Below are 22,815 nucleotides of genomic sequence, written 5' to 3' on the forward strand. Positions count from 1 at the left end.
GGTTATTTTAACACATTTTATGACCTGATTAAACATTTATCCTCTTGTTAATTGTAGTATTCCAGATAATTCTTCACATCTTGTTCAATGTTTCGGCTGGCGGCGATTGAAGAGATTGTCGAGATACCATCAGCGCCTGCTTTAATGATCATCTCACAATTACGGCTGGTGATACCGCCGATCGCGACGATAGGAATCTCTTTATCGTAAAGTCTCATTTTGCGGATAAGCTCTATACCACCCGGCTTCTTTGCATCGCTCTTAGAACTTGTCTCGTAAATAGGGCCCACCCCAATATAATCCACGTATGTCAGGTCAGATTGGTCATATTCCTCGAAGTTACCTACCGATAAACCGATGATTTTCCCTGTCAGCTTCTCAATAATGGTTTCAATCTTCTCGTCATCCTGTCCGAGATGGATACCATCTGCATCCACAGCCAGTGCGAGTTCCCAGTCATCATTAATAATGAACGGAACATGGTACTGACTGCATAATGATTTAAGCTTGAGCGCCAGCTGTTTTTTTTCTCCACCTGTTAATGCGCCCGGCCCTTTCTCTCTGAACTGAAACATAGTGATTCCTGCTTTCAGCGCTGCTTCAAGTACCTCCTCAAGCTTGCCATCCGCAATATTATTTGTGCCGCAGATAAAATAAAGCTGCAGCATGTCACGTCTAAATTTCATATTAATCCACTTCTTCCACTCGCATATTCTCTGCAATATCACTTTCTCCTGTAGAATTCAGCATATCCAGCAGGTTAATCTGAAAATGACCCGGCAAAGTACCTTTGGCCAGCGCCTCAGCCCGTTCAGCTGAAACATTGTAGTATGCTACAGCTTCGACTAGATCTGACAACGTCGGTTTCACCTTATTATATATAAAAGCACTTACAATTGCGCCTAATAAACATCCGCCGCCTGTCACTTTAGTCAGCATTTCAGTCCCATTGAGCAGTCTTCTCGTCTCTCCGTCCACATAGATACCGTCTTCTTTGCCTGTTACAATGACTGCCATGCCGAACTGAGTCCCCGCTTTCTTCGCAATTGTCACCGGATCAAGTGATAAGTCACTGTCGGTTCCTTTCATCGACGCATCTTCAATCAGGCCCTTTACTTCTGATGCGTTACCCCGGATGACACTGATGTCATAATGGTCGATCAGTTTAAGGCAGAATTCTTTTCTGAATGCAGTGGCACTGCATGCGACAGGATCGAGTACGACAGGAACATGATGCTTATTAGCCGCTTCCACCGCTTTCTCCATGGAAGGCATGATTTCTTTCGTCAGGGAACCGATATTGATCAGCACTGCACCTGCATGTTGAATGAAATCTTCAAGCTCCTCCACCTCTGTCGCCATTGCAGGACTTGCCCCTAATGCCAGCAGACCGTTTGCTGTGAAATTTTTGACGACATCATTTGTCAGACAGATGATGAGGGGATTATCCTCTCTTAACTGATTGATTCGCATGCTCTTCCTCCCGATAGCTGAAATGATTGACCGGCCCATTGCCATGGCCGAGAGCCGGATTATTTTTAATGGCGCTTGTAATATAGGCTTTCGCCGTTCTGACACTATCTTCTATCGAACGTCCTTTTGCAAGTTCCGCTGTAATGACTGCACTGAATGTACAGCCCGTGCCGTGCGTGTGATGCGTCGCAATCCTTGTCGCCGGCAGCTCAGTGCAGCCATCTTCCGTGAAGAGATAATCAATCGCATCTCCTTCCATATGGCCGCCTTTGACGATGACGGACTGACTGCCGATTTCATTCAGGAAGATGTGTCCTGCGCGGTCGATAGCACTTCTTGACTGGATCGTCATATTCAGAATACGTTCCAACTCCGGTAAGTTAGGGGTCGCAACTGTCGCTAAATCCAGCAGTTTATAACGAACTGCATTTTTCCCTGCGTCGTCCAGCAGATCATCGCCACTCTTCGCAACCATCACAGGATCGATGACATAAGGAATCCGATGCTTCTCGATAAAAGGTCTGATAACATCCATCACTTCACTGGAAGCGAGCATACCTGTCTTAACAGCATCCGGTACAATATCACCGTATATGCTGTTCAGCTGCGCTTCAATGACATGGACAGGCTGATTGAATACTTCCTGCACGCCGCGCGTGTTCTGTGCGACAATACTCGTTACGGCACTCATACCGTAAACGCCTCTTGACTGAAAAACTTTGACATCAGCAATAGTGCCGGCGCCGCCTGTTGGATCTGTACCTGCAATCGATAGAGCTGTCTTAAGCATGCATTACCTCTATCCCCCACGCCTCCTGGCGGTAGGACATCTCAAAGAATCGTCGTTCATGCACGCAGCTCTCAAGGAAATTGCGACGTAAAATTTCTCTGTTTTCATCAGTCGTCGTTTCCGCAAATCGATTGACCCAGTGATTCAGACGATTCATCAGTTCGTCCATATTGACCGTATAGAAATCGACCCAGTCCTTCAGAGGATTACCCGTTAAATCATGATTATCCTTGATTTTAAGCGCCAGCTGCTGATAGACATAGGGGCACGGAGCCATAGCACAGATTGTAAAGCTTGCATCATCATATTTATAAGCATTGTAATACATGTGCTTGATATAATGATCACTTGCCGGATACCACTCGCCACCTGCAATAATATCCTGATAGTTTTCACCGACGTAATCAGCCATCGTATAATGTGCTGTCACTTCCCCATTGATGACGAAATCAATCTGTTCGAGCAGAAAACGGATATCATCCTTATCGTTAAGTTTGGCGATAAGCAGACTGTATATTTTGGCAAACTCATTTAAATAGAGATGGTCGGCCTTTAAGTAGTGGCGGATTGCCTTCTTATCAATATCACCACGGATGACTCCCTGAATGAAGTCATCCTGGTAAATCGCTTCAATAATAGGTGCTGCCTCACGCTGTAATTCATCTGTAAACATCATATTTCCTCCTTTTTTGTATCAAAAAAAACCTATTTCTGCAGAGAAAAGGTCCTGAAGGATGACCGCTTTCCTACGCTAGCATTATCTAGATCAGGTAAAGGGTTTGACAACGTCATCTCAGCCTAATAGGCACCCCTAGCAGTAATAGATATTCGATTAATTAAAGCATACCGAACTCTATAAGTGAATGCAAAGAAAAAAGACTATCCGCAGATAGTCTTTGATAAAAAAGAGAGTATTAGAGACGAGCGCCACATACTGGCCACGGCTGACTGCCACGCTGGCTGTAAAGAATCTTTGCACGCATTGTCTGTTCTGCTGCTGAAGCTTGAGAGGCCACTCCACTGCCCCCTACTGAGCGCCAAGTCTGTGCATCGAACTGGTATAAACCGTGGTAAGTACCTGATGCATCCACAATGCTTGGATTGCCGCCTGATTCACATGCTGCTAAAGCTGCCCAGTTCGCGCCGCCCGTATGAGTGGCTGCTGTCTGAGTTGTAGCTGCTTTAGGGGCCTGATATGTCTGCTGCTGGACAGGAGCCTGATATGTTTTTACGGGTGCTGCTTTTTGTACGGGCGCCTGCTGGACAGGAGCCTGATATGTTTTTACGGGTGCTGTTTTTTGTACGGGCGCCTGCTGGACAGGTGTATTGTAGTGGACTGCCGGCTGTTGTACAGATGCTGACGGACCAGACACGTATAGTGTCTTCCCTGCGATGATTAAATCTGATGAAAGATTATTCCATGCTTTAAGCTGCGCCACTGTAACATTAAATTTTGCGGCAATCTGCCCTAAAGTGTCACCTGCTACGATATTATAAACTGTTGTCTGAGCAGGGCCTTTAGATGGAGCTGCTTTTTCATTCACTTTTAATACTTGTTTAGGGAAGATAAGATCTGATGACAAGCCGTTCTCTGCTTTGATGCTGGCAACCGACGTACCATATTGCTGAGAGATGTTCCAGAGTGTATCTCCTGAATTTACCGTATATTCTGCTGCGTCCGCTGTTGCTGCGAAAGAACCTGCTGCTGCTACTGCTGTTGTTACCGCGAGTGCCTTTTTCATTAATCCATTTCCTCCTGTGTAGTGAAAAGTCTATAGTGATTAAATCTAATATAACAGAATATAATATTTCAAAGGTTACAGACATATAAAAGATACTTTATAATATTACATTCACATTACATTACACTAATATTTACAATATTCTCTTCTTTGATGTATAAAAAAAGAAATTAACTTCACATGCGTTAATTTCCTGATTGTATCTCATTGATCTGAAGTGTTTGTCCTGCAGTTAACTGCTGTTCGCGCGAGATATTATTTAGATGATGAATCTGTCTAACTGATACGTCACACTTTTTCGCGACTTCAGATACCGTATCTCCTTTAATCACTTTATACTTGCCATTAACGAGTACTTCCAGTTTAGGATCCGGCGTAATGAGGGCAGTATTCTCCGCACTCATTTTTTCTATATTTTCAATTGTTCTATCATATTTATCTGTTATTGACCAAACCGATTCATCCATCTGCAAATTTTGCATTTTTGCTTCAGCATTCGTTGTTGCCACTATGCCAGACAAAATGACACCACTGACGATGATTGCTAATCTATTCATTTCTGTGCTGCCCCCGTCTTAATTTATTCTTGATAATACTTTAGCACGAATCATAATATCTTAGGTTACAGCTACGTGATAAGTAACGTTATTAAATTACGTAATGATTACAACAATATATCAAATTAAAAAACCTCTTCAGACAGCACGTTTGAAGAGGCGAGTGGGGTGTGAGTAAAGAAGGCATTCTAAGAAACAACAGCAGCTTCTTCAGAAACTTCATCTGATGAATCTCTAGTGGAGATTTCATCAAGCGTCTGCAGCAGCTGGTGACTTTCATCATCTGCAATCACTTTTACAGGCTCAGTTACGATAGGCGCCGTATTCTGTTCAGCAATCATCTGCTTGACAAGTGTCTCTTTAGTAAGCATGATAGCGTGTGTCTTTTCGGCATCCGATAACTCATTCCAGATTTCATCCGGCGTCTGAGGCAGAACATCTCCCGTCTTGATTGCACCGAAATTCGGCAGGAACTTGATGCTCTCAATAATGATCTCAGTGAAATACTGCGGCTTATCTTCACCAGGTTTCTGGTAACGGTTGCTATGAATCTGCCCTGTTACACAGACGGTCGAACCTTTACGGCAATACTGCAGGATATTAGCAGCTGTCTTATTGAATGCTTTACAGTGGAGGAAATCAACTGTCTGAGCGTTCTCATCACGAGGTTTATAGCCTCTCTCAATAGCGAGAGGAAATGTAACACATTGAACGCTGTTTTTATTTAAGGAATGGTTGGTTTTGGGCACATTTGCCAGGCGACCCACGAGCACGACTTTATTGATCATATGTCACCTCCTTTCTGTTTTCACTATAACCTGTTGATCAGAAATTGAAAAATGACCGATTTTAATATTCTGCAGTTATTCCATTGCAGTTTCTGATAAACTTCTTCCATTTGGTCAGAAACTGTGGTTATTTTGTAGGTTTTCAGGAAAATCAGCAACTTTTTGAATTCATCACTTTATCCAGATATAATGAAAGAAAGGGGGATGTTTCCATGAAGACATTTAAAGCACTCAGATTTCAGATTGTAGAAAATGAGACAACACATGAATATACTTTACTTGACGGTGTCATTATCAATAAGGAGAATAGCGGGACAGGCTGGTTGCTGGAGATTCTGATAGACAGTATCCATAAAGAAACGATGGAAGCATACATGAAAACAGGCAAAGTGCTTGATACCCGTGTTGTTATTACACGTGCTTCAAATGATCCGGCCCTTTTTGAAGCAACCATCACCAATATCAAAGAATTAAACGATAAAATCTCGGTCATTTTTGAATGTCATATTTATACGCCGAGACAAGCTTATGCAGAACAGCTGCTTGAACAGCTGGTGGATGATAAATTTGAAGGAGAAGAACTGATTGCCGCCTTCAATCGCATGATGGTGTCAAAACCAATTTTAAGAGAGAAGAATTAACTGATTAAATAAGGAGCTGTAATCGATGATCGATTACAGCTCCTCTTTATATATCTCTACCTATTCTTCTTTTGCATCTGTCAGGGCAAAGGTGATTTCACAGCTGCAGGCGATTGCTCCGTCAACTGTTGCTGTAGCTGTTCCTTTTCCAATCGGACCCTTGATTTTAGAAATCTCAACTTCTAGTTTCAATGTATCGCCAGGCGTTACCTGTTTCTTGAAACGGCATTTATCAATACCAGCAAATAATGCAATTTTTCCTTTATTGTCCTCCATATTCAGCATTGCCACTGCACCAACCTGTGCGAGTGCTTCCACTATAAGAACACCGGGCATCACTGCGTAATCAGGAAAGTGACCCTGAAAAAAGGGTTCGTTGCCGCTGACCTGTTTAATACCGACACAGCGCTTACCTTCTTCAAGTTCGACGACACGATCAATCAGCAGAAACGGGTAGCGATGCGGAATGATTTTCTTGACTTCATCAAATGATAATAACGTCTCCATCTATTTCCCTCCAGTCAGCTCAAATACATGTGTCCACGTGCTCGGTTTAAAGACATCGAGCGGTGAATGTAATACACCATATCCCAGCATCATGCCCACAATAAATAACAATCCAGCTAATGCCAGTACAATCAGTATCGTAAAAAGTAATGGGACTTTTCTATGTACGATTTCTGTCCCTAAATAATCGGCCATACCCTCTACCTCGCTTCTACTACTTCTTTTTCCTCAGTGCGCTCAATATCAGCACCAAGATTTTTTAATTTGCCATGGAAATTCACATAACCGCGGTCCAGATGGTTCAGTTCAGTCACACGTGTATAACCTTCAGCCACCAGTCCTGCAAGTATGAGCGCTGCAGCGGCCCGTAAATCCGTAGATTTCACTGCGGCTCCGTGAAGGTCGTCTTTACGGATATAAGCCGTGCGATCGTTCACTCGTACATTACCGTTCATCTTCATAAATTCATCGATATGCATGAAGCGATTTTCAAAGACAGTTTCAGTCATTCTGCTTTCTGAGTCAGCGGTCATCATAAGAGCAGTCATCTGCGCCTGCATATCTGTCGGGAATCCTGGATGTGGCATCGTCTTGACCTCTACACCTCTCAGAGGACCGTCTACTATAACACGAAGACCACTTTTCTCTTCGTTAATAGTCACACCCATTTCTGTCATTTTAGAGATAAGAGATGAGAGATGCTCTTTACGCGCACCTTCAATCAACACATCTCCTCTTGTAATAGCAGCAGCGACCATGAACGTCCCCGCTTCAATGCGGTCTGCTACGATAGTGTGTGCTGCACCTTTTAACGTAGGAACACCTTCAATTGTAATGGTATCTGTACCGGCACCTGTAATCTGTGCACCCATCGCATTTAAATAGTCGACCATATCGACAATTTCAGGTTCTCTTGCCACGTTCTCAATAATAGTAGTGCCGTCAGCAAGTGTCGCTGCCATGACGATGTTCTGAGTTGCACCAACACTAGGGAAATCAAGATGGATATGGGTTCCTTTCAAGCGACCATTCACATTGCCGACTAAGTAACCATTTTCCTGTTCGATGACAGCACCTAGAGCCGTCAGACCTTTTAAGTGCTGCTCAATCGGTCTTGAACCAATAGCACAGCCACCAGGCAGTGCTACACGCGCATGACCTAGTCTCGCAAGTAATGGACCCATCACCAGAACACTGGCACGCATTTTGCTGACGTATTCATAGCTCGCAGTTGATTCCAGATCACCTGTTGCATCTATTTCATATGTATTGTCAGCCAGTGAGTTCACGCTGACGTTCAATCCCGTCAACACATGACTGATTGTATCCACATCGGACAATTGAGGTACATTATGAAATGTACTGACTCCTTCTGATGCTAATATGGACGCTGTTAAAATAGGCAGAACTGCATTTTTTGCGCCTTCTATTCTGACAGTTCCAGTTAAACGGTTGCCACCTTTGACTAATATCATATCCATAATCTTTCCTCCAGCACTCTACTTCATTATATACTATAACAAAATTTGTTGTGAAACAGTAAACTAAATTGATTTCTCTCGACCTATATCCATACCATCTGCTGAGAAAAATAAACTATATCCATGATAAAATCACTCATTAATTTTCCTAATGCGAAGCTCAGCAGTATGAGCAGTACTTGAATCTGTTTTATCTGATTCGCTTTAAACCACTGGTCTGTCCGCAATGATTTAAGTGCCCAGAAACTGATACATGTACAGACAACATGCAGCAGTATATGGATTATTGCATAAATCCCTATGTCCACTTTTGACCTCCTGAATTAAAAAAAGACTTAGTCGAGACTAAGTCTTTTATATTTTTAACGATATTTGGCTACATCCAATCGGTTGATCGCACGATGGAGTGCACGTTCAGCACGATGATGATCAATGTTTTCTTTTTTATCCTGCTCGAGACGTTCCTGTGCACGGCGCAATGATTGCTGCGCGCGCTCTACATTGATTGCATCTGATTCTTCTGCAGCTTGAACGAGAACAGCAACACTTGAGCCGTTAATTTCTGCGAAGCCCTCTGTCACAGCGATATATTCAACCTTTTTATCAATCGTGACACGTACAGCTCCGATTTTCAGAGGCGCAACAGTCGGAATATGGCCTGCCATGATCCCCATCTCTCCGCCTTCAGTCTGTAAGACAACGAGTTCAGCCTGCTCAGTAGAATAAACTGAACCATTAGGAGTAACAATATTTAACGCTAACGTGTTCATATTTCATTCCTCCTAAATTAGACTTGTACACCCATGCCTTTAGCTTGTTCAAGAACTGCTTCGATGCCACCGACTAAACGGAATGCATCTTCCGGGATATGATCATATTTACCTTCAAGAATCGCTTTGAAGTCCTGCACAGTCTGTTGAACAGGAACATATGAACCTTTCTGACCTGTGAACTGTTCTGCTACGTGGAAGTTCTGTGATAAGAAGAACTGAATACGACGTGCACGGTTTACCGTCTTTTTATCGTCATCAGATAATTCATCCATACCGAGGATAGCGATGATATCCTGTAACTCACGATATTTCTGAAGTGTAGCCTGTACCTGACGAGCGACCGCATAGTGTTCTTCACCTACAACAGCAGGTGTTAAAGCACGCGAAGTTGAAGCAAGTGGATCTACGGCTGGGTAGATACCCATCTCTGTTAACTTACGTTCTAAGTTTGTCGTTGCATCTAAGTGAGCGAAAGCTGTCGCTGGCGCCGGGTCAGTATAGTCATCGGCTGGTACGAATACTGCCTGAATGGAAGTAACTGATCCTACGTTAGTTGAAGTGATACGCTCCTGTAACTGACCCATCTCAGTTGCAAGTGTCGGCTGGTAACCAACGGCAGAAGGCATACGACCAAGTAACGCTGATACCTCCGAACCTGCCTGAGTGAAACGGAAGATGTTATCGATGAATAACAGTACGTCCTGACCTTGTTCATCACGGAAGTATTCCGCCATCGTTAAACCGGATAATGCAACACGCATACGCGCACCAGGCGGTTCATTCATCTGACCGAAGACCATCGCTGTTTTCTTAATAACGCCTGAATCACTCATCTCATGATATAAGTCGTTTCCTTCACGAGTGCGCTCACCTACACCGGCGAATACAGAGATACCGCCGTGTTCCTGAGCGATGTTATTGATTAATTCCTGAATTAAGACGGTTTTACCTACACCGGCACCACCAAAGAGACCAATTTTTCCACCTTTGATGTAAGGTGCTAATAAGTCAACTACTTTAATACCTGTTTCAAGAATTTCAACTTTAGTTGATAACTCCTCAAATTTAGGCGCAAGACGGTGAATCGGATCACGACGGATACCTGCTGGTAATTCCTCGTCTAAATCGATTTTTTCACCCAGAACGTTGAATACACGTCCTAGTGTCACATCTCCGACTGGAACTGTGATTGGTGATCCTGTATCTGTAACTTCAGCACCACGCTGAACTCCGTCTGTAGAGCTCATTGCAATGGTACGAACTGCATCATCACCTAAATGAAGGGCAACTTCAAGAGTTAACTTTGAAACGCCAATTTCACGATGAATATCTAAAGTTAAGGCATTGTTAAGTTCTGGTAATTGACCGTGTTCAAACTTAACGTCAATAACCGGACCCATAACCTGAATTACGTGACCTACTGCCATTATTATTCCTCCCTATATTTATTCGAGTGCTGCTGCGCCGCCGACAATCTCAGTGATCTGCTGCGTGATTGCAGCTTGACGCGCACGGTTATATTGTAATGATAAGTCGTCGATTAATTCTTTCGCATTATCCGTCGCATTTTTCATTGCCGTCATACGAGCAGCATGCTCACTTGCTTTTGCATCAAGTAATGCACCGTAAATCAGACTCTCTGCGTATTGAGGAAGAATGACTTCAAGAATCGCATCTTTATCTGGTTCGAACTCATACATTGCTGTAGCACCTGCGCTGTCGCCGATATCAACTTGACTGACAGGTAAAATACGACGTTCCTGTACTTCCTGCTCCAGCACACTGACAAAGTGACTGAAATGAAGATAGAGTTCATCGAATTCACCTTTTTCAAAGCGATCGACTGCACTCTTCGTCAGTGCATTGATTGCTTTGAAAGACGGCTGTTCAGGTAATCCCACCATTTCATCAATAATATTATAGCCACGAGCCTTCAGAAAGTCACGACCCACTCGGCCGATGACCAGAATGCCATATTGGCTCGCATCGTTGTTATGACGGTCTTTAATGATCTGCGTCACACTTTTCAGTACACTTGCATTGTAAGGACCGGCAAGCCCTTTATCACTCGTTACAACCAGATAACCTGTTTTCTGTACCGGTCGTTTGACGAGCATCGGGTGCGAACTGTCATTACCGCCTATTGCTGAGATGGTCTCCTGCATTTTATCCATATATGGATAAAAGCTTTTCGCGTTTTCTTCAGCACGTCGGAGTTTAGAGTTCGATACCATGTGCATGGCCTTCGTGATCTGACTCGTTTTCTGTGTCGAAGTAATCCGTGTCTTTATCTCTCTAAGTGAACCCATTTTGTCACCACCTTATTTACTGAATATCATTCTGCTCTAGACTGAAGGATTGAAGATTTTTTTGAAAGCATTGATCGCTTCGACGAATTTTTCATCTGCAGGTAATGCTTTTGTCTCGCGAATTTCCTGATATAAATGAGGGGCATTGTTACCGACCCAGCCAAGGAATTCATCTTCAAATCGAGTGATATCTTCAACCGGAATATCATCAAGGTGGCCTTTCGTCAGTGCGTAAAGGATAACAACCTGTTTATCAACTGTTAATGGTTTATTCTGATCCTGTTTCAATACTTCAACTGTACGTTTACCACGTTCAAGTTTCGCTTTAGTTGCAGGGTCTAAGTCAGATCCGAACTGCGCGAATGACTCCAACTCACGGTATGATGCTAAGTCAAGACGTAATGTACCTGCTACTTTTTTCATCGCTTTGATCTGTGCTGAACCCCCTACACGTGATACAGAAAGACCAGCGTTGATTGCAGGACGAACACCTGAGAAGAATAAATCTGATTGTAAGAAAATCTGACCATCAGTAATTGAGATAACGTTTGTCGGAACGTAAGCTGAGATATCCCCCGCCTGAGTTTCAACGAATGGAAGAGCTGTGATAGAACCGCCACCTAACTCATCGTTTAATTTAGCTGCGCGCTCAAGTAAACGACTATGTAAGTAGAAGACATCCCCTGGATAAGCTTCACGACCTGGCGGACGACGTAATAATAAGGATAATTCACGGTAAGCAGCTGCCTGCTTTGTTAAATCATCATAGACAATCAGTACGTGCTTGCCGTTGAACATGAATTCTTCTGCCATTGCCACACCTGAGTAAGGCGCAAGATAAAGAAGTGGCGCAGGTTGTGATGCTGACGCAGAAACGACGATTGTATAATCTAAAGCGCCGTGCTGACGCAGTGTTTCAACTGCTGTACGGACAGTAGATTCTTTCTGCCCGATAGCGACGTACACACAGATCATGTCTTCGTTCTTCTGGTTGAGAATTGTATCGATTGCGACGGTTGTCTTACCAGTCTGGCGGTCTCCGATGATTAACTCACGCTGACCACGTCCGATCGGTACAAGGGCATCGATTGCTTTGATACCTGTCTGCAGAGGCTCGTCTACTGATTTACGATCCATAACGCCCGTTGCTGGAGACTCGATAGGTCGCGTTTTAGTTGTATTAAGCGGACCTTTACCATCGATAGGTTGTCCAAGTGGATCAACGACACGTCCGATGAGTTCCTCGCCGACAGGTACTGACATGATGCGTCCCGTGCGTTTGACTTCGTCCCCTTCTTTAATATCTGTATAAGGGCCTAAAATAACGATACCTACGTTGTTTTCCTCTAAGTTCTGTGCAAGACCTAACACGCCGTTATGGAATTCAACAAGTTCCCCTGCCATAACATTGTTAAGGCCGTGAACTAATGCGATACCGTCACCGACCTGAATTACTGTACCGACATCTGTAACTGTCACGCCCGATTCGTAGTTTGCAATCTGAGACTTTAACAGTGCACTGATTTCTTCAGCTTTGATGGCCATCTATGTCACTCCTTAATGATTATTGTTGTTGAACTGCTTTTGCTATTTCTTTAAGATTATTCTGAACTGAACCATCATAAACCGTTGTACCGATTGTCGTTCTGATGCCACCAATCAAGTCCTTGTTAATGATATTCTCAATCAATAATCTCTTGTATCCTGTCCGTTTGATGAAAGCTTTACCGATATCGTTGATCTCTTCTTCAGAGAGCGCGTAGACCGATTCGACTTTCATATACTGCTGCTCGTTTGCTTCGTTGTAAAAAGTCTCATATTCTGCAGCGATTGCTGGGATGAGCTCCAAATGTTTTCGGTCAGCAAGAATTTTAAGTAAGTTCATAAGCGGTTGATCGACACCTTTGAATGTCTTCTCAACGAATTCAATGCGTGACTCTTTGGATACTTGCGGATCCTCAGCGAATAAGTGGAACGACTGATCAGCTGCTACAACTGTTTTCAGTGTAGCAAGATCAGCTTTGACACTCTCTTCAACGCCCTGTTCATGACTTACTTCAAATAAACTTCCAGCATATTTCTTTGCGATAACCATTATTTATCGCCTGCCTCTTGAATATACTGACTCACAAGTTGTTTCTGATCCTGTTCGTTGATTTCTTTGTTGATGACTTTCGATGCGATGAGAACTGAAAGCTCAGCTACGCGGTCATTGATATCAGCAATGGCACGTTTCTTTTCGTTCTCGATTTCAGCTTGTGCATCTTCTACTAATTTGTTAGCTCTTGTGTTCGCTGCATGAAGAATTTCTTCATGTTCACGTTTCGCCTGTACTTTTGCATTTTCAAGGATTGATTGTACTTCTCCCTGGGTACGTGTAAGTAAAGCTCTATTTTCTTCAGCATAACGTCTTGCTTCTTCGTTCTGAGCCGCTGCGTTGTCGATATCAGAATTAATCGCCTGCTGACGCTCATCCATGATATTTTTCAGCGGACCCCATGCGAATTTGCGTAACAGTGCGAGTAAAATGATGAATGTCAGAAGTGTTGCGAAGACAGTTCCCCATTCAACGCCGCCAGCACGTTCAGTTGCTCCTAAAATAAAGAAATTCAATATTAACGCTCCTTTCGCCACAGTTAAAGTCATAAATGAATGGCGAAATCATAAAGACTTCGCCTTAACGAGTTATTAGTTATAATTAACGGTTCATTACCATGAACGCTACTACTACTGCGATGATAGGAAGGGCTTCGACTAAACCTACACCGATGAACATGATAGTCATTAATGGACCACGTGCTTCAGGTTGACGCGCAACCCCTTCAACTGTACGAGAAACAATAAGACCGTTACCGATACCTGCGCCAAGTGCTGCTAAACCGATTGCGATTGCTGCTGCTAATAAATTCATTAATAATTTCCTCCTAAAGAAATATAATTGTTTTTTTATTTTTTATATTAATGGTCTTCAGACACTTTATGTGACATGTAAACCATTGATAACATTACAAAGATGTAAGCCTGGATTGAACCGACGAAAATTGAGAAACCTTGCCAGATGATAAGGGGAATTGCCGCACCGAACCAGCCGAGCATACCGGCGCCACCGATACCTGCGAGTAATCCAAGTAAAACTTCACCAGCAAAGATGTTACCGTAAAGACGCAGACCAAGTGTTAATGTTGAAGAAAATTCTTCAATAATCTTGAATGGGACCATAAACCATACTGGCTGTGCGAAACTCTTGAAGTAATTGCCTGCTCCGCGCATTTTGATTCCGTAGTAATGTGTAAGTAATACCATCAGTGTTGAAAGCGTCAGTGTAACAGTCGCATCAGCTGTCGGTGATTTCCACCATAAAGTATGACCGGACACAATTGAAAACGGAAGACCCAGCATGTTGGCAACAAAAATGAACAGCAGTAAAGTGACAGCTAAAAAGTGAAAGCGAGCCCCTCTGCCCCAGTCCATATTACTGTTGATGATGCCGCGTGTGAAGTCGAAGATCCATTCAATAAAGTTTTGGGCACCTGATGGTCTGTGACTTAAATTGCGTGTACAGAGTATCGCAATAAGGAGCACAATAGCGGCTGTAACCACAAGCATCATAATTGAGCTTAAGTTAAAGATGATATCATGACTCATAAAGTTCCAGACATAGAGTGGTGATCCGTGTTCCATTTCTTCACCTCTTCCTATTATTTATTATTGTTTCAAGCTGTTGAATGTATGTATGACAATCATGACATACGTTAAAGTGAGGCCTAGCGCGATACCATAGATGCTGATTGCTTCAGGAAATCTAACCCAGAAGAGACAGGCCATCGCTGCAATTAAGAAGCGTATTCCCATGCCGCTCGAGATGTATAGCGATTCACTGTTGATCGCGCGGTCCAGGTAGTGATGCCATACAAAAGTACTGATTGCCGAAGCAAGCGTACCGATGATTAACCCTGATGCAAAGCTACTTCTCGTGAATAAGTAGATGACAAGAAGTATGAGGATGAGATAAAGAAAATACTGCAGGTAATACTTAAAAAAGGCTCTGAAACTTGACATTAAAGCATGTCTCCTTCAAGTGCAATGAAAACCGTTTCATTCCAAGGTTTATGATAATATAGCCCTAAATGAGTGTCAATGGCATGTCAGAAAGTCAAAAAATAAACTTTAACAAAATGGACACAATTCAGACACAACTTACTCTATTTCTTCCGCCTTTTTCTTTCTGCTCCTTTTATCTAATGGGTAACCTTAAAAGCCGCCGGTTTTTCCTCTGTCAACCCAAAATAATGTTTTATATGCGCGCATATTCTTTCAGAAGTATGTCCATCACCATAAGGATTGCTTGCCTGAGACATTGCATTATAAATTGATTCATCTGTCAGAAGCTGTTTTGTCAGACGGTAGATGTCTTCCTCTTCAGTTCCTGCGAGCTTCAATGTACCTGCCTTGACCCCTTCAGGACGCTCTGTTGTATCGCGTAATACAATAACAGGTTTGCCGAGCGATGGTGCTTCTTCCTGAACCCCGCCTGAGTCAGTCAGAATAAAATGACTTCTTGCAGCAAAGTTATGGAAATCGATGACATCAAGCGGCTCAATCAGCTTGATACGGTCATGATCAGCCAGGTATAGACCAGCGATTTCGCGGACTTTTGGATTTTTATGCATCGGATAGACCACCGTCACATCTTCATGTTCATCGATGATGCGACGTACTGCTTTAAAGATATTGTGCATCGGTTCACCGATATTTTCACGACGGTGTGCTGTCAGCAGAATGATTTTCTTGTCGGCATATTCATCAATGATTTCACTATGATAATCATCCTGAACAGTTGTCGCGAGTGCATCAATGGCAGTGTTACCTGTCACTACAATCGCATCTTCTGGTTTGTTTTCCCGGCGCAGATTTTCTGCAGCATCATCTGTCGGCGCGAAATGCAGATCAGCAAGAACACCTGTCATCTGTCTGTTCATCTCTTCCGGGAACGGGGAGTATTTATTGAATGTACGGAGACCCGCTTCAACATGCCCGATCGCTACTTCGTTATAGAACGCAGCGAGTCCACCCGCAAATGTCGTGGTCGTATCCCCATGAACAAGAATCATGTCAGGCTGTGCTTCCTTAATGACACCTTCCAGTCCTGCCAGCACGCGTCCCGTCACTTCTGTCAGTGTCTGACCTGCCTTCATGATATTCAGATCATAGTCAGGCGTGATATCAAAAATCTCCAGCACCTGGTCCAGCATTTCTCTATGCTGAGCTGTCACAACGACAATTGGTTCCAGCCCTTCCTCTTTTTTCAGTTGCAGGACAAGCGGCGCCATTTTAATCGCTTCCGGCCTTGTTCCGAATACAGTCATAATCTTCTTCATGTCATTACCTCTTTCTATTTTGTACCGAATAATCGGTCACCAGCATCGCCAAGTCCTGGTACGATATAACCGTGATCATTCAGCTTTTCATCTAATGCAGCAATATAGATATCGACATCAGGATGTGCTTTCTTCAAAAGCTCTACCCCTTCAGGCGCCGCAATCAGGCACATAAAACGAATCTTCGTTGCGCCACGTTTCTTCAGGGAATGAATCGCTTCAATGGCAGATCCACCTGTTGCGAGCATCGGATCCACAACGATAAAATCACGCTCTTCAATATCCTGCGGTAACTTCGCAAAATATTCCACAGGCTGCAATGTTTCGGGATCACGGTACAGACCGATATGACCCACACGTGCCGCCGGAATCATTTTCAGAACTCCGTCCGTCATGCCGAGTCCTGCACGCAGAATAGGTACCACGGCAATCTTCTTACCTGCCAGACGTTTCGCAGTCATCTTCGTGACAGGCGTCTGAATTTCGACATCCTGAAGTTCAAGATCACGTGTGACTTCGTATGCCATCAGCATGCTGACCTCATCTACAAGTTCACGAAACTCCTTTGTGCCTGTCTTTTCTTCGCGGATATAGCTTAATTTATGTTGAATCAATGGGTGGTCAAATACATGTACTTTGCCCATCGGTGCACCTCACTTCTTATTGATATAAGGGAAATTTTGAGACGAGCGTGCTGACACGCTCTTTTGCTTTGCTTAAAGTTTCTTCATCTTCATGGTTATGCAGTACGTCTGCAATGATGGAGGCGATCTCCTTCATCTCTTCTTCCTTGAAACCACGCGTTGTGACTGCCGGGGTGCCGATACGGATACCGCTTGTGACAAATGGACTGTTCTCGTCAAATGGAATCGTATTCTTGTTAGTTGTGATCCCGATTTCGTCCAGTGCTTTTTCAGCAATTTTCCCTGTCAGGCCGAACGTCGTGACGTCCACTGCAAACACATGGTTATCTGTACCGTCAGAGACAATGCGCAGACCTTCTTCTTTCAGCGCTTCACTCAAGACGACTGCGTTCTTCAGCACCTGCACCTGGTATTCCTTGAATTCAGGCTGCAGCGCTTCGCCGAATGCCACTGCTTTAGCGGCGATGACATGCATCAGTGGCCCCCCCTGAATCCCCGGGAAGATAGCTTTATCGATTGCCTTTGCATACTCCTCTTTACAGAGAATCATACCGCCCCGCGGGCCACGTAATGTTTTATGCGTCGTTGTCGTCACGAAATCTGCATGCGGCACCGGGTTCGGGTGGAGACCGACTGCCACAAGTCCAGCGATATGGGCCATATCAACCATCAGTTTAGCACCGATTTCGTCGGCGATTTCCTTGAACTTCGCAAAATCAATCTGACGAGAATACGAAGAAGCACCCGCAACAATCAGTGCAGGCTGATGTTCATGCGCCAGACGTCTGACTTCATCATAATCAATTGTTTCAGTTTCTTTATCCACTTCGTATGCGACGAATTTATAGTCCATACCACTGAAGTTCACTTTGGAGCCATGAGTCAAATGACCGCCATGTGATAAATCCATACCAAGCACTGTATCCCCTGCTTCCAGTGCGACGCGGTAAACTGCCATATTAGCCTGAGAACCGGAGTGCGGCTGTACATTGGCATGTTCAGCACCGAAAAGCTCCTTAGCGCGGTCTCTTGCCAGATCTTCAGCGATATCGACGAATTCACAGCCGCCGTAATAACGTTTCCCTGGATATCCTTCAGCATATTTATTGGTCAGAACTGAACCTTGTGCCTCCATGACCGCTTCAGAGACGAAGTTCTCTGAAGCAATCAGTTCGATGTTGCTGTTCTGCCTTTCTCTTTCCTGTTCCATTGCGCTAAAAAGCTGTTCGTCTTGTTTTTTGATCATTGACATGACCATTCCCCCTTCAACGTTATTCGTACTGTGCGCGTGGCCCGCCAATCAGTTTCGGACGATGTGTGGCAATAGTGACCACTGCCTCTCCCACTTTTTTTGTGCTGACACGCACCGGAATCTGCACGTGCTTGATATGCATGCCGATTAATGTCTGACCAATATCAATGCCGCAGTCAGCATGAATATGCTCCACGACAACAGGTTCAGACAGGTGACGATATGCATAAGCACTCATGCTGCCGCCCGCTTCCTTCACGGGAACGACCGTTACAGTCGGCAGTCCCAGTCTGTCAGCAAGCGCTTTTTCAAGCGTGATTGCGCGGTTGATATGTTCACAGCCTTGAAAGACAAAATTCACGCCGGTCTTTTCAGAAACTTCTGTGAATGCCCGAAAGAACGTCGCTCCGACTTCATCGGAGCTATGCGTGCCGATTCGTTCACCGATGACTTCAGACGTCGAGCAGCCGATCAGACAGATTTCTCCTGATTTAAAGAAGTCAATGGCTGTCAGTTCAGCCAGCAGCTGTCTAATGTCTGTCATAAGCATCTTCCAGTACCGTGATTTTATCGATTCTATTCTGATGACGACCGCCTTCAAACTCACCTTTGAGCCAGGTCTCGACAATGAGTAAGGCAAGTCCCTCTCCAATGACTCTCTGCCCCATCGCCAGAACGTTTGAATCATTATGCTGGCGGGTCACTTGCGCCGTGAATACATCATGTACAAGTGCACAGCGCACGCCTTTTACCTTATTGGCAGCAATTGACATGCCGATACCTGTACCGCAGATTAGAATGCCTCTATCAAATTCACCGGCTGTCACTGCTTCACTGACAGGACGTGCGTAGTCTGGATAGTCAACAGAGTCCAATGAATGTGTACCGAAATCCTTGTATTCGATGCCTAACTCATCAAGACGGTTCTTAACCGCCTCTTTATGCTGGTAGCCACCATGATCACTCGCAATAGCCACTTTCAATTCTCTGACCTCCCTTACCAGAATACGTTCATTATAGCTTATTTAGTTTTTTTCCTCGAGTATTTATTGGAATGGTTTCAGTTTTTCGGCCAAATTATCAATATGTTTTCTTATTTCTGTAAACATCTGTTCATAATCAGCTAAATTCCCACCATAAGGATCAGCGATATCCATTCCGCTGTCTGACGCATATTCAGCCAGCGTATACACATTCGCCTCCGGATATTCCGAAAGTATAAATGCCTTATGGCTGCTGGACATTGTCAGAATCAGATCCGCTGCGATATCTTCGGCAGTGAAAAGTGCTGCGCTTCCCGCGGCAGGAAGGTCATGCTTCTCGATCAGTTCAGCTGAGTAAGCAGAAACTGGCGAACCTGTAAATGCAGAAAGACCTCTTGACTGAAAGTCATGCGCCGCTATCTGACTCTTTGCGATGCTTTCTGCCACAGGGCTGCGGCACGTATTACCTGTACAGACAAAAATAATTTTCATCGTTCTCCTACTTTCCGGCGGATGCCTTATCAATCCGGTTCATCAAAGCATCCGTCTCTTCCTGACGCTTAAAGCCACTGAAAATAATGTGGGTGACCGCTTCGTTATGGTCAATTGCTCTCAGGACATCATACAGATGGACAGCAGCGCCTGCGAAATCCTTTTCATCCTCACACAGTGTATAGAATACCCCACCTGTGATTAAATGACGGATCGTTTCTGGACCTACCACTGCAACATGCGATTCAACTGCGAGCGGCGCAGTGATGCCTCCTTCTACCAGCTGCACAGGACTTTTCGGTGCATAATGACGATATTTCATCCCCGGTGCAATAGGCGCTGCTTCGTCCGAGTAATCAGCTGCAGTGATGCAGCCTGGCACAATCTCAGTCAGCATCGATTCCGTGACAGCACCTGGACGTGCGACTCTGAAAGGGTAGCCTGAGCAATCAAGGACTGTGCTCTCAATACCGATTTCACTGTCGTCGCCGCGGACGATGCCGTAAATACGGTCATGCAGATCTTCGTAGACATGCTCATAACTTGTGGGTGAGGGACGTCCGCTTAAATTAGCGCTCGGGGCAGCTAACGGCAGACCCACAATTTCAAGCAGCTGGCGCGCCACGGGGTCCGATGGCATTCTGACGGCTACAGTATCCTTCCCGGCCGTCACTTTCAGTGCGAGACTCTCTTTTTTAAGCGGCAGAATGAATGAAATCGGACCCGGCCAGAAGTGGTCCATAAGCGCCTGCGCGGCAGGATGAATATCCTCCACAAAGTCCAGCTGCTGCTGATCATAAATGTGGACGATAAGCGGATTATCACTAGGTCTTCCTTTTGCGATATATACTTTTGAGACAGCTTCCTCACTTTTCGCGTTGGCCGCCAGCCCATAGACAGTCTCAGTCGGTATTGCAATCAGCTCACTCTTCTTAAAACCGGTCTTGATTTCCTCCATCTGTGGATATGTGGACAAGTCATGCACATAGTTACGCACATCCCAAACGTATGTTTTCATATCAAAATCCCCTCCATTACCATTAGTTTAGTATAAAATAAAAAGTTATGCACAAATTGTGGATAACTTTTTCATTTTGTGCATAACTTATTGACACCAGTTAAACCACAGAATACGGTCCAGCTGGTTGATATCTTTTTCTATATGAATAGTGAGCGCAGGATACATCGCTGTAATATAATCTCTCAAAGGTTCTGCCTGAGCATGACCGATTTCAAACAGCACGATACCTGTCTTATTCATGACAGCAGGCAGATCCTGCACCATACGCTTATATAGAGCAAGGCCATCATCATCAGCAAAAAGCGCAAGATGTGGATCATAGTCGAGGACGCTCGCTGTCATCAGTTTCTTCTCGTGTTCCGCAATATAAGGGGGATTGGAGATCAGCATGTCCAGCTTCAAGTTCTGACATTTGAGCGGTTCCAGTAAGTCACCTTCTATAAATCTCACATCAGCGTTTAAATTCAGCGCGTTCTGTCTGGCAACAGCGAGCGCCTCAGAGCTGATATCCACTGCAAGGACCTCCATATCAGATTCAAGTGCCAGGGTGATGGCGATACAACCGGATCCTGTCCCAATATCAGCAGCAGTGCCTCCAGCGTGTTCCAGAGCCGCAGCTACTAGTTCCTCCGTCTCAGGACGCGGGACAAGGACGGCAGGTGTCACTATAAACTTGCGGTCATAGAACAGCTGAAACCCTGTGATATGCGCAAGCGGCATCCCTGCTGCCAGCTGAGCGGCTGCTCTCTCATACTGCAGCTTCATCTCTTCAGTGACACATGACTCGTCCAAGATGATGTCCAGCTTCGATAGACCGGCCAGATCCATCAGCAGCCACTCTGCTCCATTTTCAGGCAGCTGAGCGTCACGGAGCTGTCGGCAGGCCGGCCGCAGCAGTTCACTCGGCTTAAAGAACACCTTCGTTCAACTCTTCAAGTTTAGAAGTCTGTTCAGCGACGGTAAGGGCTTCGATGATTTCAAGGACTCTGCCTTCTACAATCTGATCAAGCTTCTGGATCGTCAGACCGATACGATGGTCTGTCACCCGGTTCTGTGGGTAATTATAGGTACGGATACGTTCAGAACGGTCTCCTGAGCCGACAGCTGATTTACGCTGCTCTGCATATTTCGCCTGCTCTTCCTGCAGCATCATATCATAGACACGTGTTTTCAGTAATTTAAGGGCTTTTTCACGGTTCTGGATCTGCGATTTTTCTGAAGAAGTCGCGACAATACCTGTCGGGATATGCGTAATACGTACAGCAGAGTCAGTAGTATTGACGTGCTGTCCACCTGAACCACTTGAACGATAAGTCTCAATTCTTAGATCTTCCTGTTTGATATCGATTTCAACGTCTTCCACTTCAGGCAGCACTGCGACAGTTGCTGTAGATGTATGAATACGGCCGCCGCTTTCTGTTGACGGAATACGTTGTACACGGTGCGCGCCGTTCTCAAACTTCAGTTTGCTGAACGCACCATTCCCGTTGATCATGAAGATGATCTCTTTGTAACCGCCGTGGTCTGCTTCACTTGCTTCCATAATATCAATCTTCCAGCCTTGTTCCTCCGCGAATTTGGAGTACATACGGAACAAGTCACCTGCGAAAATCGCAGCTTCATCACCCCCGGCAGCACCACGGATTTCCATGATAACGTTTTTGTCATCGTTCGGATCCTTAGGTATCAGCAGAAATTTCATCTCTTCTTCAAGAACCGGAATCTGAGGCTTCAGTTCAGCAATCTCTTCTTTGATCATCGCTTCCTCTTCTGCATCCTCAGCCTCATTCATCATTTCAAGCGCTTCTTCCAGCTGCTGTTTCACCGATTTATAATTTCTGAATACTTCCACTGTTTTAGATAGATCTGACTGCTCTTTTGAGTACTGACGTAATTTATCAGGATCTGATACTACGTCCGGATCACTCAGCAGTTCATTCAGTTGTTCGTAACGATCTTCTACAATCTCTAATTGATCAAACAT

30 protein-coding genes and 1 riboswitch are annotated in these 22,815 nt (G+C 44.6%); of the genes, 1 reads left to right on the top strand and 29 read right to left on the bottom strand.

What is annotated here, in order from left to right:
• Nucleotides 1–47: 47 nt before the first annotated feature.
• From thiE to ERX40_RS10375, 7 genes are all read right to left on the bottom strand, one after another.
• On the bottom strand, nucleotides 48–686 hold the full coding sequence (thiE, locus tag ERX40_RS10345) for a thiamine phosphate synthase (protein WP_133418425.1): 639 nt from the start codon (nucleotides 684–686) through the stop codon (nucleotides 48–50).
• A 1-nt stretch (nucleotide 687) separates the two neighbouring features.
• Nucleotides 688–1,473 carry a hydroxyethylthiazole kinase gene (gene thiM, locus ERX40_RS10350; protein ID WP_133418426.1) on the bottom strand — a complete coding sequence of 262 codons (786 nt, stop codon included), beginning with the start codon at nucleotides 1,471–1,473 and terminating at the stop codon, nucleotides 688–690.
• A complete protein-coding gene (thiD, locus tag ERX40_RS10355) occupies nucleotides 1,445–2,263 on the bottom strand; it encodes a bifunctional hydroxymethylpyrimidine kinase/phosphomethylpyrimidine kinase (protein WP_133418427.1) in 819 nt (272 codons plus the stop codon). The genes thiM and thiD overlap by 29 nt, the downstream gene beginning before the upstream one ends.
• Complete coding sequence (gene tenA, locus ERX40_RS10360; protein WP_133418428.1) at nucleotides 2,256–2,939, bottom strand: thiaminase II; 684 nt, start codon at nucleotides 2,937–2,939, stop codon at nucleotides 2,256–2,258. The genes thiD and tenA overlap by 8 nt, the downstream gene beginning before the upstream one ends.
• A gap of 50 nt (nucleotides 2,940–2,989) precedes the next feature.
• Nucleotides 2,990–3,086, bottom strand: a riboswitch (TPP riboswitch).
• 91 nt (nucleotides 3,087–3,177) lie between these two features.
• Complete coding sequence (locus tag ERX40_RS11590; protein WP_133418429.1) at nucleotides 3,178–4,005, bottom strand: transglycosylase family protein; 828 nt, start codon at nucleotides 4,003–4,005, stop codon at nucleotides 3,178–3,180.
• A 185-nt stretch (nucleotides 4,006–4,190) separates the two neighbouring features.
• Nucleotides 4,191–4,562 carry a LysM peptidoglycan-binding domain-containing protein gene (locus tag ERX40_RS10370; RefSeq protein WP_133418430.1) on the bottom strand — a complete coding sequence of 124 codons (372 nt, stop codon included), beginning with the start codon at nucleotides 4,560–4,562 and terminating at the stop codon, nucleotides 4,191–4,193.
• 188 nt (nucleotides 4,563–4,750) lie between these two features.
• Entirely contained in the window at nucleotides 4,751–5,350 is a 600-nt protein-coding gene (locus ERX40_RS10375) for a single-stranded DNA-binding protein (RefSeq protein WP_133418431.1), read from the bottom strand.
• Nucleotides 5,351–5,562: 212 nt separating this feature from the next.
• Here ERX40_RS10375 and ERX40_RS10380 point away from each other — a divergent pair, with 212 nt between their 5' ends.
• Nucleotides 5,563–5,991 carry a YwpF-like family protein gene (locus ERX40_RS10380; RefSeq protein WP_133418432.1) on the top strand — a complete coding sequence of 143 codons (429 nt, stop codon included), beginning with the start codon at nucleotides 5,563–5,565 and terminating at the stop codon, nucleotides 5,989–5,991.
• 60 nt (nucleotides 5,992–6,051) lie between these two features.
• On the opposite strand, the gene fabZ is transcribed toward ERX40_RS10380, so the two are convergent.
• From fabZ to prfA, 22 genes are all read right to left on the bottom strand, one after another.
• Entirely contained in the window at nucleotides 6,052–6,498 is a 447-nt protein-coding gene (gene fabZ / locus ERX40_RS10385) for a 3-hydroxyacyl-ACP dehydratase FabZ (RefSeq protein ID WP_133418433.1), read from the bottom strand.
• Complete coding sequence (locus tag ERX40_RS10390) at nucleotides 6,499–6,693, bottom strand: DNA-directed RNA polymerase subunit beta (protein WP_133418434.1); 195 nt, start codon at nucleotides 6,691–6,693, stop codon at nucleotides 6,499–6,501. It lies immediately after the preceding gene.
• Nucleotides 6,694–6,698: 5 nt separating this feature from the next.
• Nucleotides 6,699–7,979 carry a UDP-N-acetylglucosamine 1-carboxyvinyltransferase gene (murA, locus tag ERX40_RS10395; protein ID WP_133418435.1) on the bottom strand — a complete coding sequence of 427 codons (1,281 nt, stop codon included), beginning with the start codon at nucleotides 7,977–7,979 and terminating at the stop codon, nucleotides 6,699–6,701.
• An 83-nt stretch (nucleotides 7,980–8,062) separates the two neighbouring features.
• Nucleotides 8,063–8,287, bottom strand: a complete 225-nt coding sequence (locus tag ERX40_RS10400; protein ID WP_133418436.1) for a DUF1146 family protein — start codon at nucleotides 8,285–8,287, stop codon at nucleotides 8,063–8,065.
• A gap of 54 nt (nucleotides 8,288–8,341) precedes the next feature.
• Nucleotides 8,342–8,749, bottom strand: a complete 408-nt coding sequence (locus tag ERX40_RS10405; protein ID WP_133418437.1) for a F0F1 ATP synthase subunit epsilon — start codon at nucleotides 8,747–8,749, stop codon at nucleotides 8,342–8,344.
• A 17-nt stretch (nucleotides 8,750–8,766) separates the two neighbouring features.
• Nucleotides 8,767–10,179, bottom strand: a complete 1,413-nt coding sequence (atpD, locus tag ERX40_RS10410) for a F0F1 ATP synthase subunit beta (protein WP_133418438.1) — start codon at nucleotides 10,177–10,179, stop codon at nucleotides 8,767–8,769.
• A gap of 18 nt (nucleotides 10,180–10,197) precedes the next feature.
• Nucleotides 10,198–11,061: an ATP synthase F1 subunit gamma gene (gene atpG, locus ERX40_RS10415; RefSeq protein WP_133418439.1), complete on the bottom strand. Its 864-nt coding sequence runs from the start codon at nucleotides 11,059–11,061 to the stop codon at nucleotides 10,198–10,200.
• Between the two features lie 36 nt (nucleotides 11,062–11,097).
• Nucleotides 11,098–12,606, bottom strand: a complete 1,509-nt coding sequence (gene atpA, locus ERX40_RS10420; protein ID WP_133418440.1) for a F0F1 ATP synthase subunit alpha — start codon at nucleotides 12,604–12,606, stop codon at nucleotides 11,098–11,100.
• A 19-nt stretch (nucleotides 12,607–12,625) separates the two neighbouring features.
• A complete protein-coding gene (gene atpH / locus ERX40_RS10425; protein WP_133418441.1) occupies nucleotides 12,626–13,156 on the bottom strand; it encodes an ATP synthase F1 subunit delta in 531 nt (176 codons plus the stop codon).
• Nucleotides 13,156–13,707 carry a F0F1 ATP synthase subunit B gene (locus tag ERX40_RS10430; RefSeq protein WP_133418442.1) on the bottom strand — a complete coding sequence of 184 codons (552 nt, stop codon included), beginning with the start codon at nucleotides 13,705–13,707 and terminating at the stop codon, nucleotides 13,156–13,158. Before ERX40_RS10430 ends, atpH begins: the two co-directional genes overlap by 1 nt.
• 52 nt (nucleotides 13,708–13,759) lie before the next feature.
• Nucleotides 13,760–13,972, bottom strand: a complete 213-nt coding sequence (gene atpE / locus ERX40_RS10435; protein WP_041636195.1) for a F0F1 ATP synthase subunit C — start codon at nucleotides 13,970–13,972, stop codon at nucleotides 13,760–13,762.
• 47 nt (nucleotides 13,973–14,019) lie between these two features.
• The gene (gene atpB, locus ERX40_RS10440; RefSeq protein WP_133418443.1) at nucleotides 14,020–14,742 is read right to left on the bottom strand and encodes a F0F1 ATP synthase subunit A; all 723 of its coding nucleotides are present in this window, start codon (nucleotides 14,740–14,742) and stop codon (nucleotides 14,020–14,022) included.
• A 24-nt stretch (nucleotides 14,743–14,766) separates the two neighbouring features.
• Nucleotides 14,767–15,120, bottom strand: a complete 354-nt coding sequence (locus ERX40_RS10445; protein WP_133418444.1) for an ATP synthase subunit I — start codon at nucleotides 15,118–15,120, stop codon at nucleotides 14,767–14,769.
• A 179-nt stretch (nucleotides 15,121–15,299) separates the two neighbouring features.
• A complete protein-coding gene (wecB, locus tag ERX40_RS10450; RefSeq protein WP_133418445.1) occupies nucleotides 15,300–16,439 on the bottom strand; it encodes a non-hydrolyzing UDP-N-acetylglucosamine 2-epimerase in 1,140 nt (379 codons plus the stop codon).
• A 14-nt stretch (nucleotides 16,440–16,453) separates the two neighbouring features.
• Complete coding sequence (gene upp / locus ERX40_RS10455) at nucleotides 16,454–17,083, bottom strand: uracil phosphoribosyltransferase (protein ID WP_133418446.1); 630 nt, start codon at nucleotides 17,081–17,083, stop codon at nucleotides 16,454–16,456.
• A 16-nt stretch (nucleotides 17,084–17,099) separates the two neighbouring features.
• Nucleotides 17,100–18,335 carry a serine hydroxymethyltransferase gene (locus tag ERX40_RS10460; protein WP_133418447.1) on the bottom strand — a complete coding sequence of 412 codons (1,236 nt, stop codon included), beginning with the start codon at nucleotides 18,333–18,335 and terminating at the stop codon, nucleotides 17,100–17,102.
• 19 nt (nucleotides 18,336–18,354) lie between these two features.
• Nucleotides 18,355–18,879, bottom strand: coding sequence for a TIGR01440 family protein (locus ERX40_RS10465; protein WP_133418448.1), 525 nt, complete (start codon nucleotides 18,877–18,879; stop codon nucleotides 18,355–18,357).
• A complete protein-coding gene (gene rpiB, locus ERX40_RS10470) occupies nucleotides 18,866–19,318 on the bottom strand; it encodes a ribose 5-phosphate isomerase B (protein WP_133418449.1) in 453 nt (150 codons plus the stop codon). The genes ERX40_RS10465 and rpiB overlap by 14 nt, the downstream gene beginning before the upstream one ends.
• 63 nt (nucleotides 19,319–19,381) lie before the next feature.
• The gene (locus ERX40_RS10475) at nucleotides 19,382–19,810 is read right to left on the bottom strand and encodes a low molecular weight protein arginine phosphatase (protein WP_133418450.1); all 429 of its coding nucleotides are present in this window, start codon (nucleotides 19,808–19,810) and stop codon (nucleotides 19,382–19,384) included.
• A gap of 7 nt (nucleotides 19,811–19,817) precedes the next feature.
• Nucleotides 19,818–20,828, bottom strand: a complete 1,011-nt coding sequence (locus tag ERX40_RS10480; RefSeq protein ID WP_133418451.1) for an L-threonylcarbamoyladenylate synthase — start codon at nucleotides 20,826–20,828, stop codon at nucleotides 19,818–19,820.
• Between the two features lie 87 nt (nucleotides 20,829–20,915).
• The gene (prmC, locus tag ERX40_RS10485) at nucleotides 20,916–21,749 is read right to left on the bottom strand and encodes a peptide chain release factor N(5)-glutamine methyltransferase (protein WP_133418452.1); all 834 of its coding nucleotides are present in this window, start codon (nucleotides 21,747–21,749) and stop codon (nucleotides 20,916–20,918) included.
• Nucleotides 21,739–22,815: a peptide chain release factor 1 gene (gene prfA, locus ERX40_RS10490; RefSeq protein WP_133418453.1), complete on the bottom strand. Its 1,077-nt coding sequence runs from the start codon at nucleotides 22,813–22,815 to the stop codon at nucleotides 21,739–21,741. Before prfA ends, prmC begins: the two co-directional genes overlap by 11 nt.

The organism is Macrococcus carouselicus, from assembly GCF_004359515.1.
Classification (GTDB): domain Bacteria; phylum Bacillota; class Bacilli; order Staphylococcales; family Staphylococcaceae; genus Macrococcus; species Macrococcus carouselicus.

Excerpts from the sequence above, each read along its gene's own strand:
- tenA (WP_133418428.1), bottom strand. The coding sequence starts at position 2,939 with ATGATGTTTACAGATGAATTACAGCGTGAGGCAGCACCTATTATTGAA.
- thiD (WP_133418427.1), bottom strand. The coding sequence starts at position 2,263 with ATGCTTAAGACAGCTCTATCGATTGCAGGTACAGATCCAACAGGCGGC.
- ERX40_RS10405 (WP_133418437.1), bottom strand. The coding sequence starts at position 8,749 with ATGAACACGTTAGCGTTAAATATTGTTACTCCTAATGGTTCAGTTTAT.
- ERX40_RS10380 (WP_133418432.1), top strand. The coding sequence starts at position 5,563 with ATGAAGACATTTAAAGCACTCAGATTTCAGATTGTAGAAAATGAGACA.
- fabZ (WP_133418433.1), bottom strand. The coding sequence starts at position 6,498 with ATGGAGACGTTATTATCATTTGATGAAGTCAAGAAAATCATTCCGCAT.
- atpB (WP_133418443.1), bottom strand. The coding sequence starts at position 14,742 with ATGGAACACGGATCACCACTCTATGTCTGGAACTTTATGAGTCATGAT.
- ERX40_RS11590 (WP_133418429.1), bottom strand. The coding sequence starts at position 4,005 with ATGAAAAAGGCACTCGCGGTAACAACAGCAGTAGCAGCAGCAGGTTCT.
- ERX40_RS10460 (WP_133418447.1), bottom strand. The coding sequence starts at position 18,335 with ATGTCAATGATCAAAAAACAAGACGAACAGCTTTTTAGCGCAATGGAA.
- atpE (WP_041636195.1), bottom strand. The coding sequence starts at position 13,972 with ATGAATTTATTAGCAGCAGCAATCGCAATCGGTTTAGCAGCACTTGGC.
- atpD (WP_133418438.1), bottom strand. The coding sequence starts at position 10,179 with ATGGCAGTAGGTCACGTAATTCAGGTTATGGGTCCGGTTATTGACGTT.
- ERX40_RS10430 (WP_133418442.1), bottom strand. The coding sequence starts at position 13,707 with ATGACTTTAACTGTGGCGAAAGGAGCGTTAATATTGAATTTCTTTATT.
- ERX40_RS10465 (WP_133418448.1), bottom strand. The coding sequence starts at position 18,879 with ATGACAGACATTAGACAGCTGCTGGCTGAACTGACAGCCATTGACTTC.
- ERX40_RS10370 (WP_133418430.1), bottom strand. The coding sequence starts at position 4,562 with ATGAATAGATTAGCAATCATCGTCAGTGGTGTCATTTTGTCTGGCATA.
- ERX40_RS10375 (WP_133418431.1), bottom strand. The coding sequence starts at position 5,350 with ATGATCAATAAAGTCGTGCTCGTGGGTCGCCTGGCAAATGTGCCCAAA.
- atpG (WP_133418439.1), bottom strand. The coding sequence starts at position 11,061 with ATGGGTTCACTTAGAGAGATAAAGACACGGATTACTTCGACACAGAAA.
- murA (WP_133418435.1), bottom strand. The coding sequence starts at position 7,979 with ATGGATATGATATTAGTCAAAGGTGGCAACCGTTTAACTGGAACTGTC.
- ERX40_RS10445 (WP_133418444.1), bottom strand. The coding sequence starts at position 15,120 with ATGTCAAGTTTCAGAGCCTTTTTTAAGTATTACCTGCAGTATTTTCTT.
- ERX40_RS10475 (WP_133418450.1), bottom strand. The coding sequence starts at position 19,810 with ATGAAAATTATTTTTGTCTGTACAGGTAATACGTGCCGCAGCCCTGTG.
- upp (WP_133418446.1), bottom strand. The coding sequence starts at position 17,083 with ATGGGCAAAGTACATGTATTTGACCACCCATTGATTCAACATAAATTA.
- ERX40_RS10480 (WP_133418451.1), bottom strand. The coding sequence starts at position 20,828 with ATGAAAACATACGTTTGGGATGTGCGTAACTATGTGCATGACTTGTCC.
- thiM (WP_133418426.1), bottom strand. The coding sequence starts at position 1,473 with ATGCGAATCAATCAGTTAAGAGAGGATAATCCCCTCATCATCTGTCTG.
- atpA (WP_133418440.1), bottom strand. The coding sequence starts at position 12,606 with ATGGCCATCAAAGCTGAAGAAATCAGTGCACTGTTAAAGTCTCAGATT.
- wecB (WP_133418445.1), bottom strand. The coding sequence starts at position 16,439 with ATGAAGAAGATTATGACTGTATTCGGAACAAGGCCGGAAGCGATTAAA.
- ERX40_RS10390 (WP_133418434.1), bottom strand. The coding sequence starts at position 6,693 with ATGGCCGATTATTTAGGGACAGAAATCGTACATAGAAAAGTCCCATTA.
- atpH (WP_133418441.1), bottom strand. The coding sequence starts at position 13,156 with ATGGTTATCGCAAAGAAATATGCTGGAAGTTTATTTGAAGTAAGTCAT.
- prfA (WP_133418453.1), bottom strand. The coding sequence starts at position 22,815 with ATGTTTGATCAATTAGAGATTGTAGAAGATCGTTACGAACAACTGAAT.
- thiE (WP_133418425.1), bottom strand. The coding sequence starts at position 686 with ATGAAATTTAGACGTGACATGCTGCAGCTTTATTTTATCTGCGGCACA.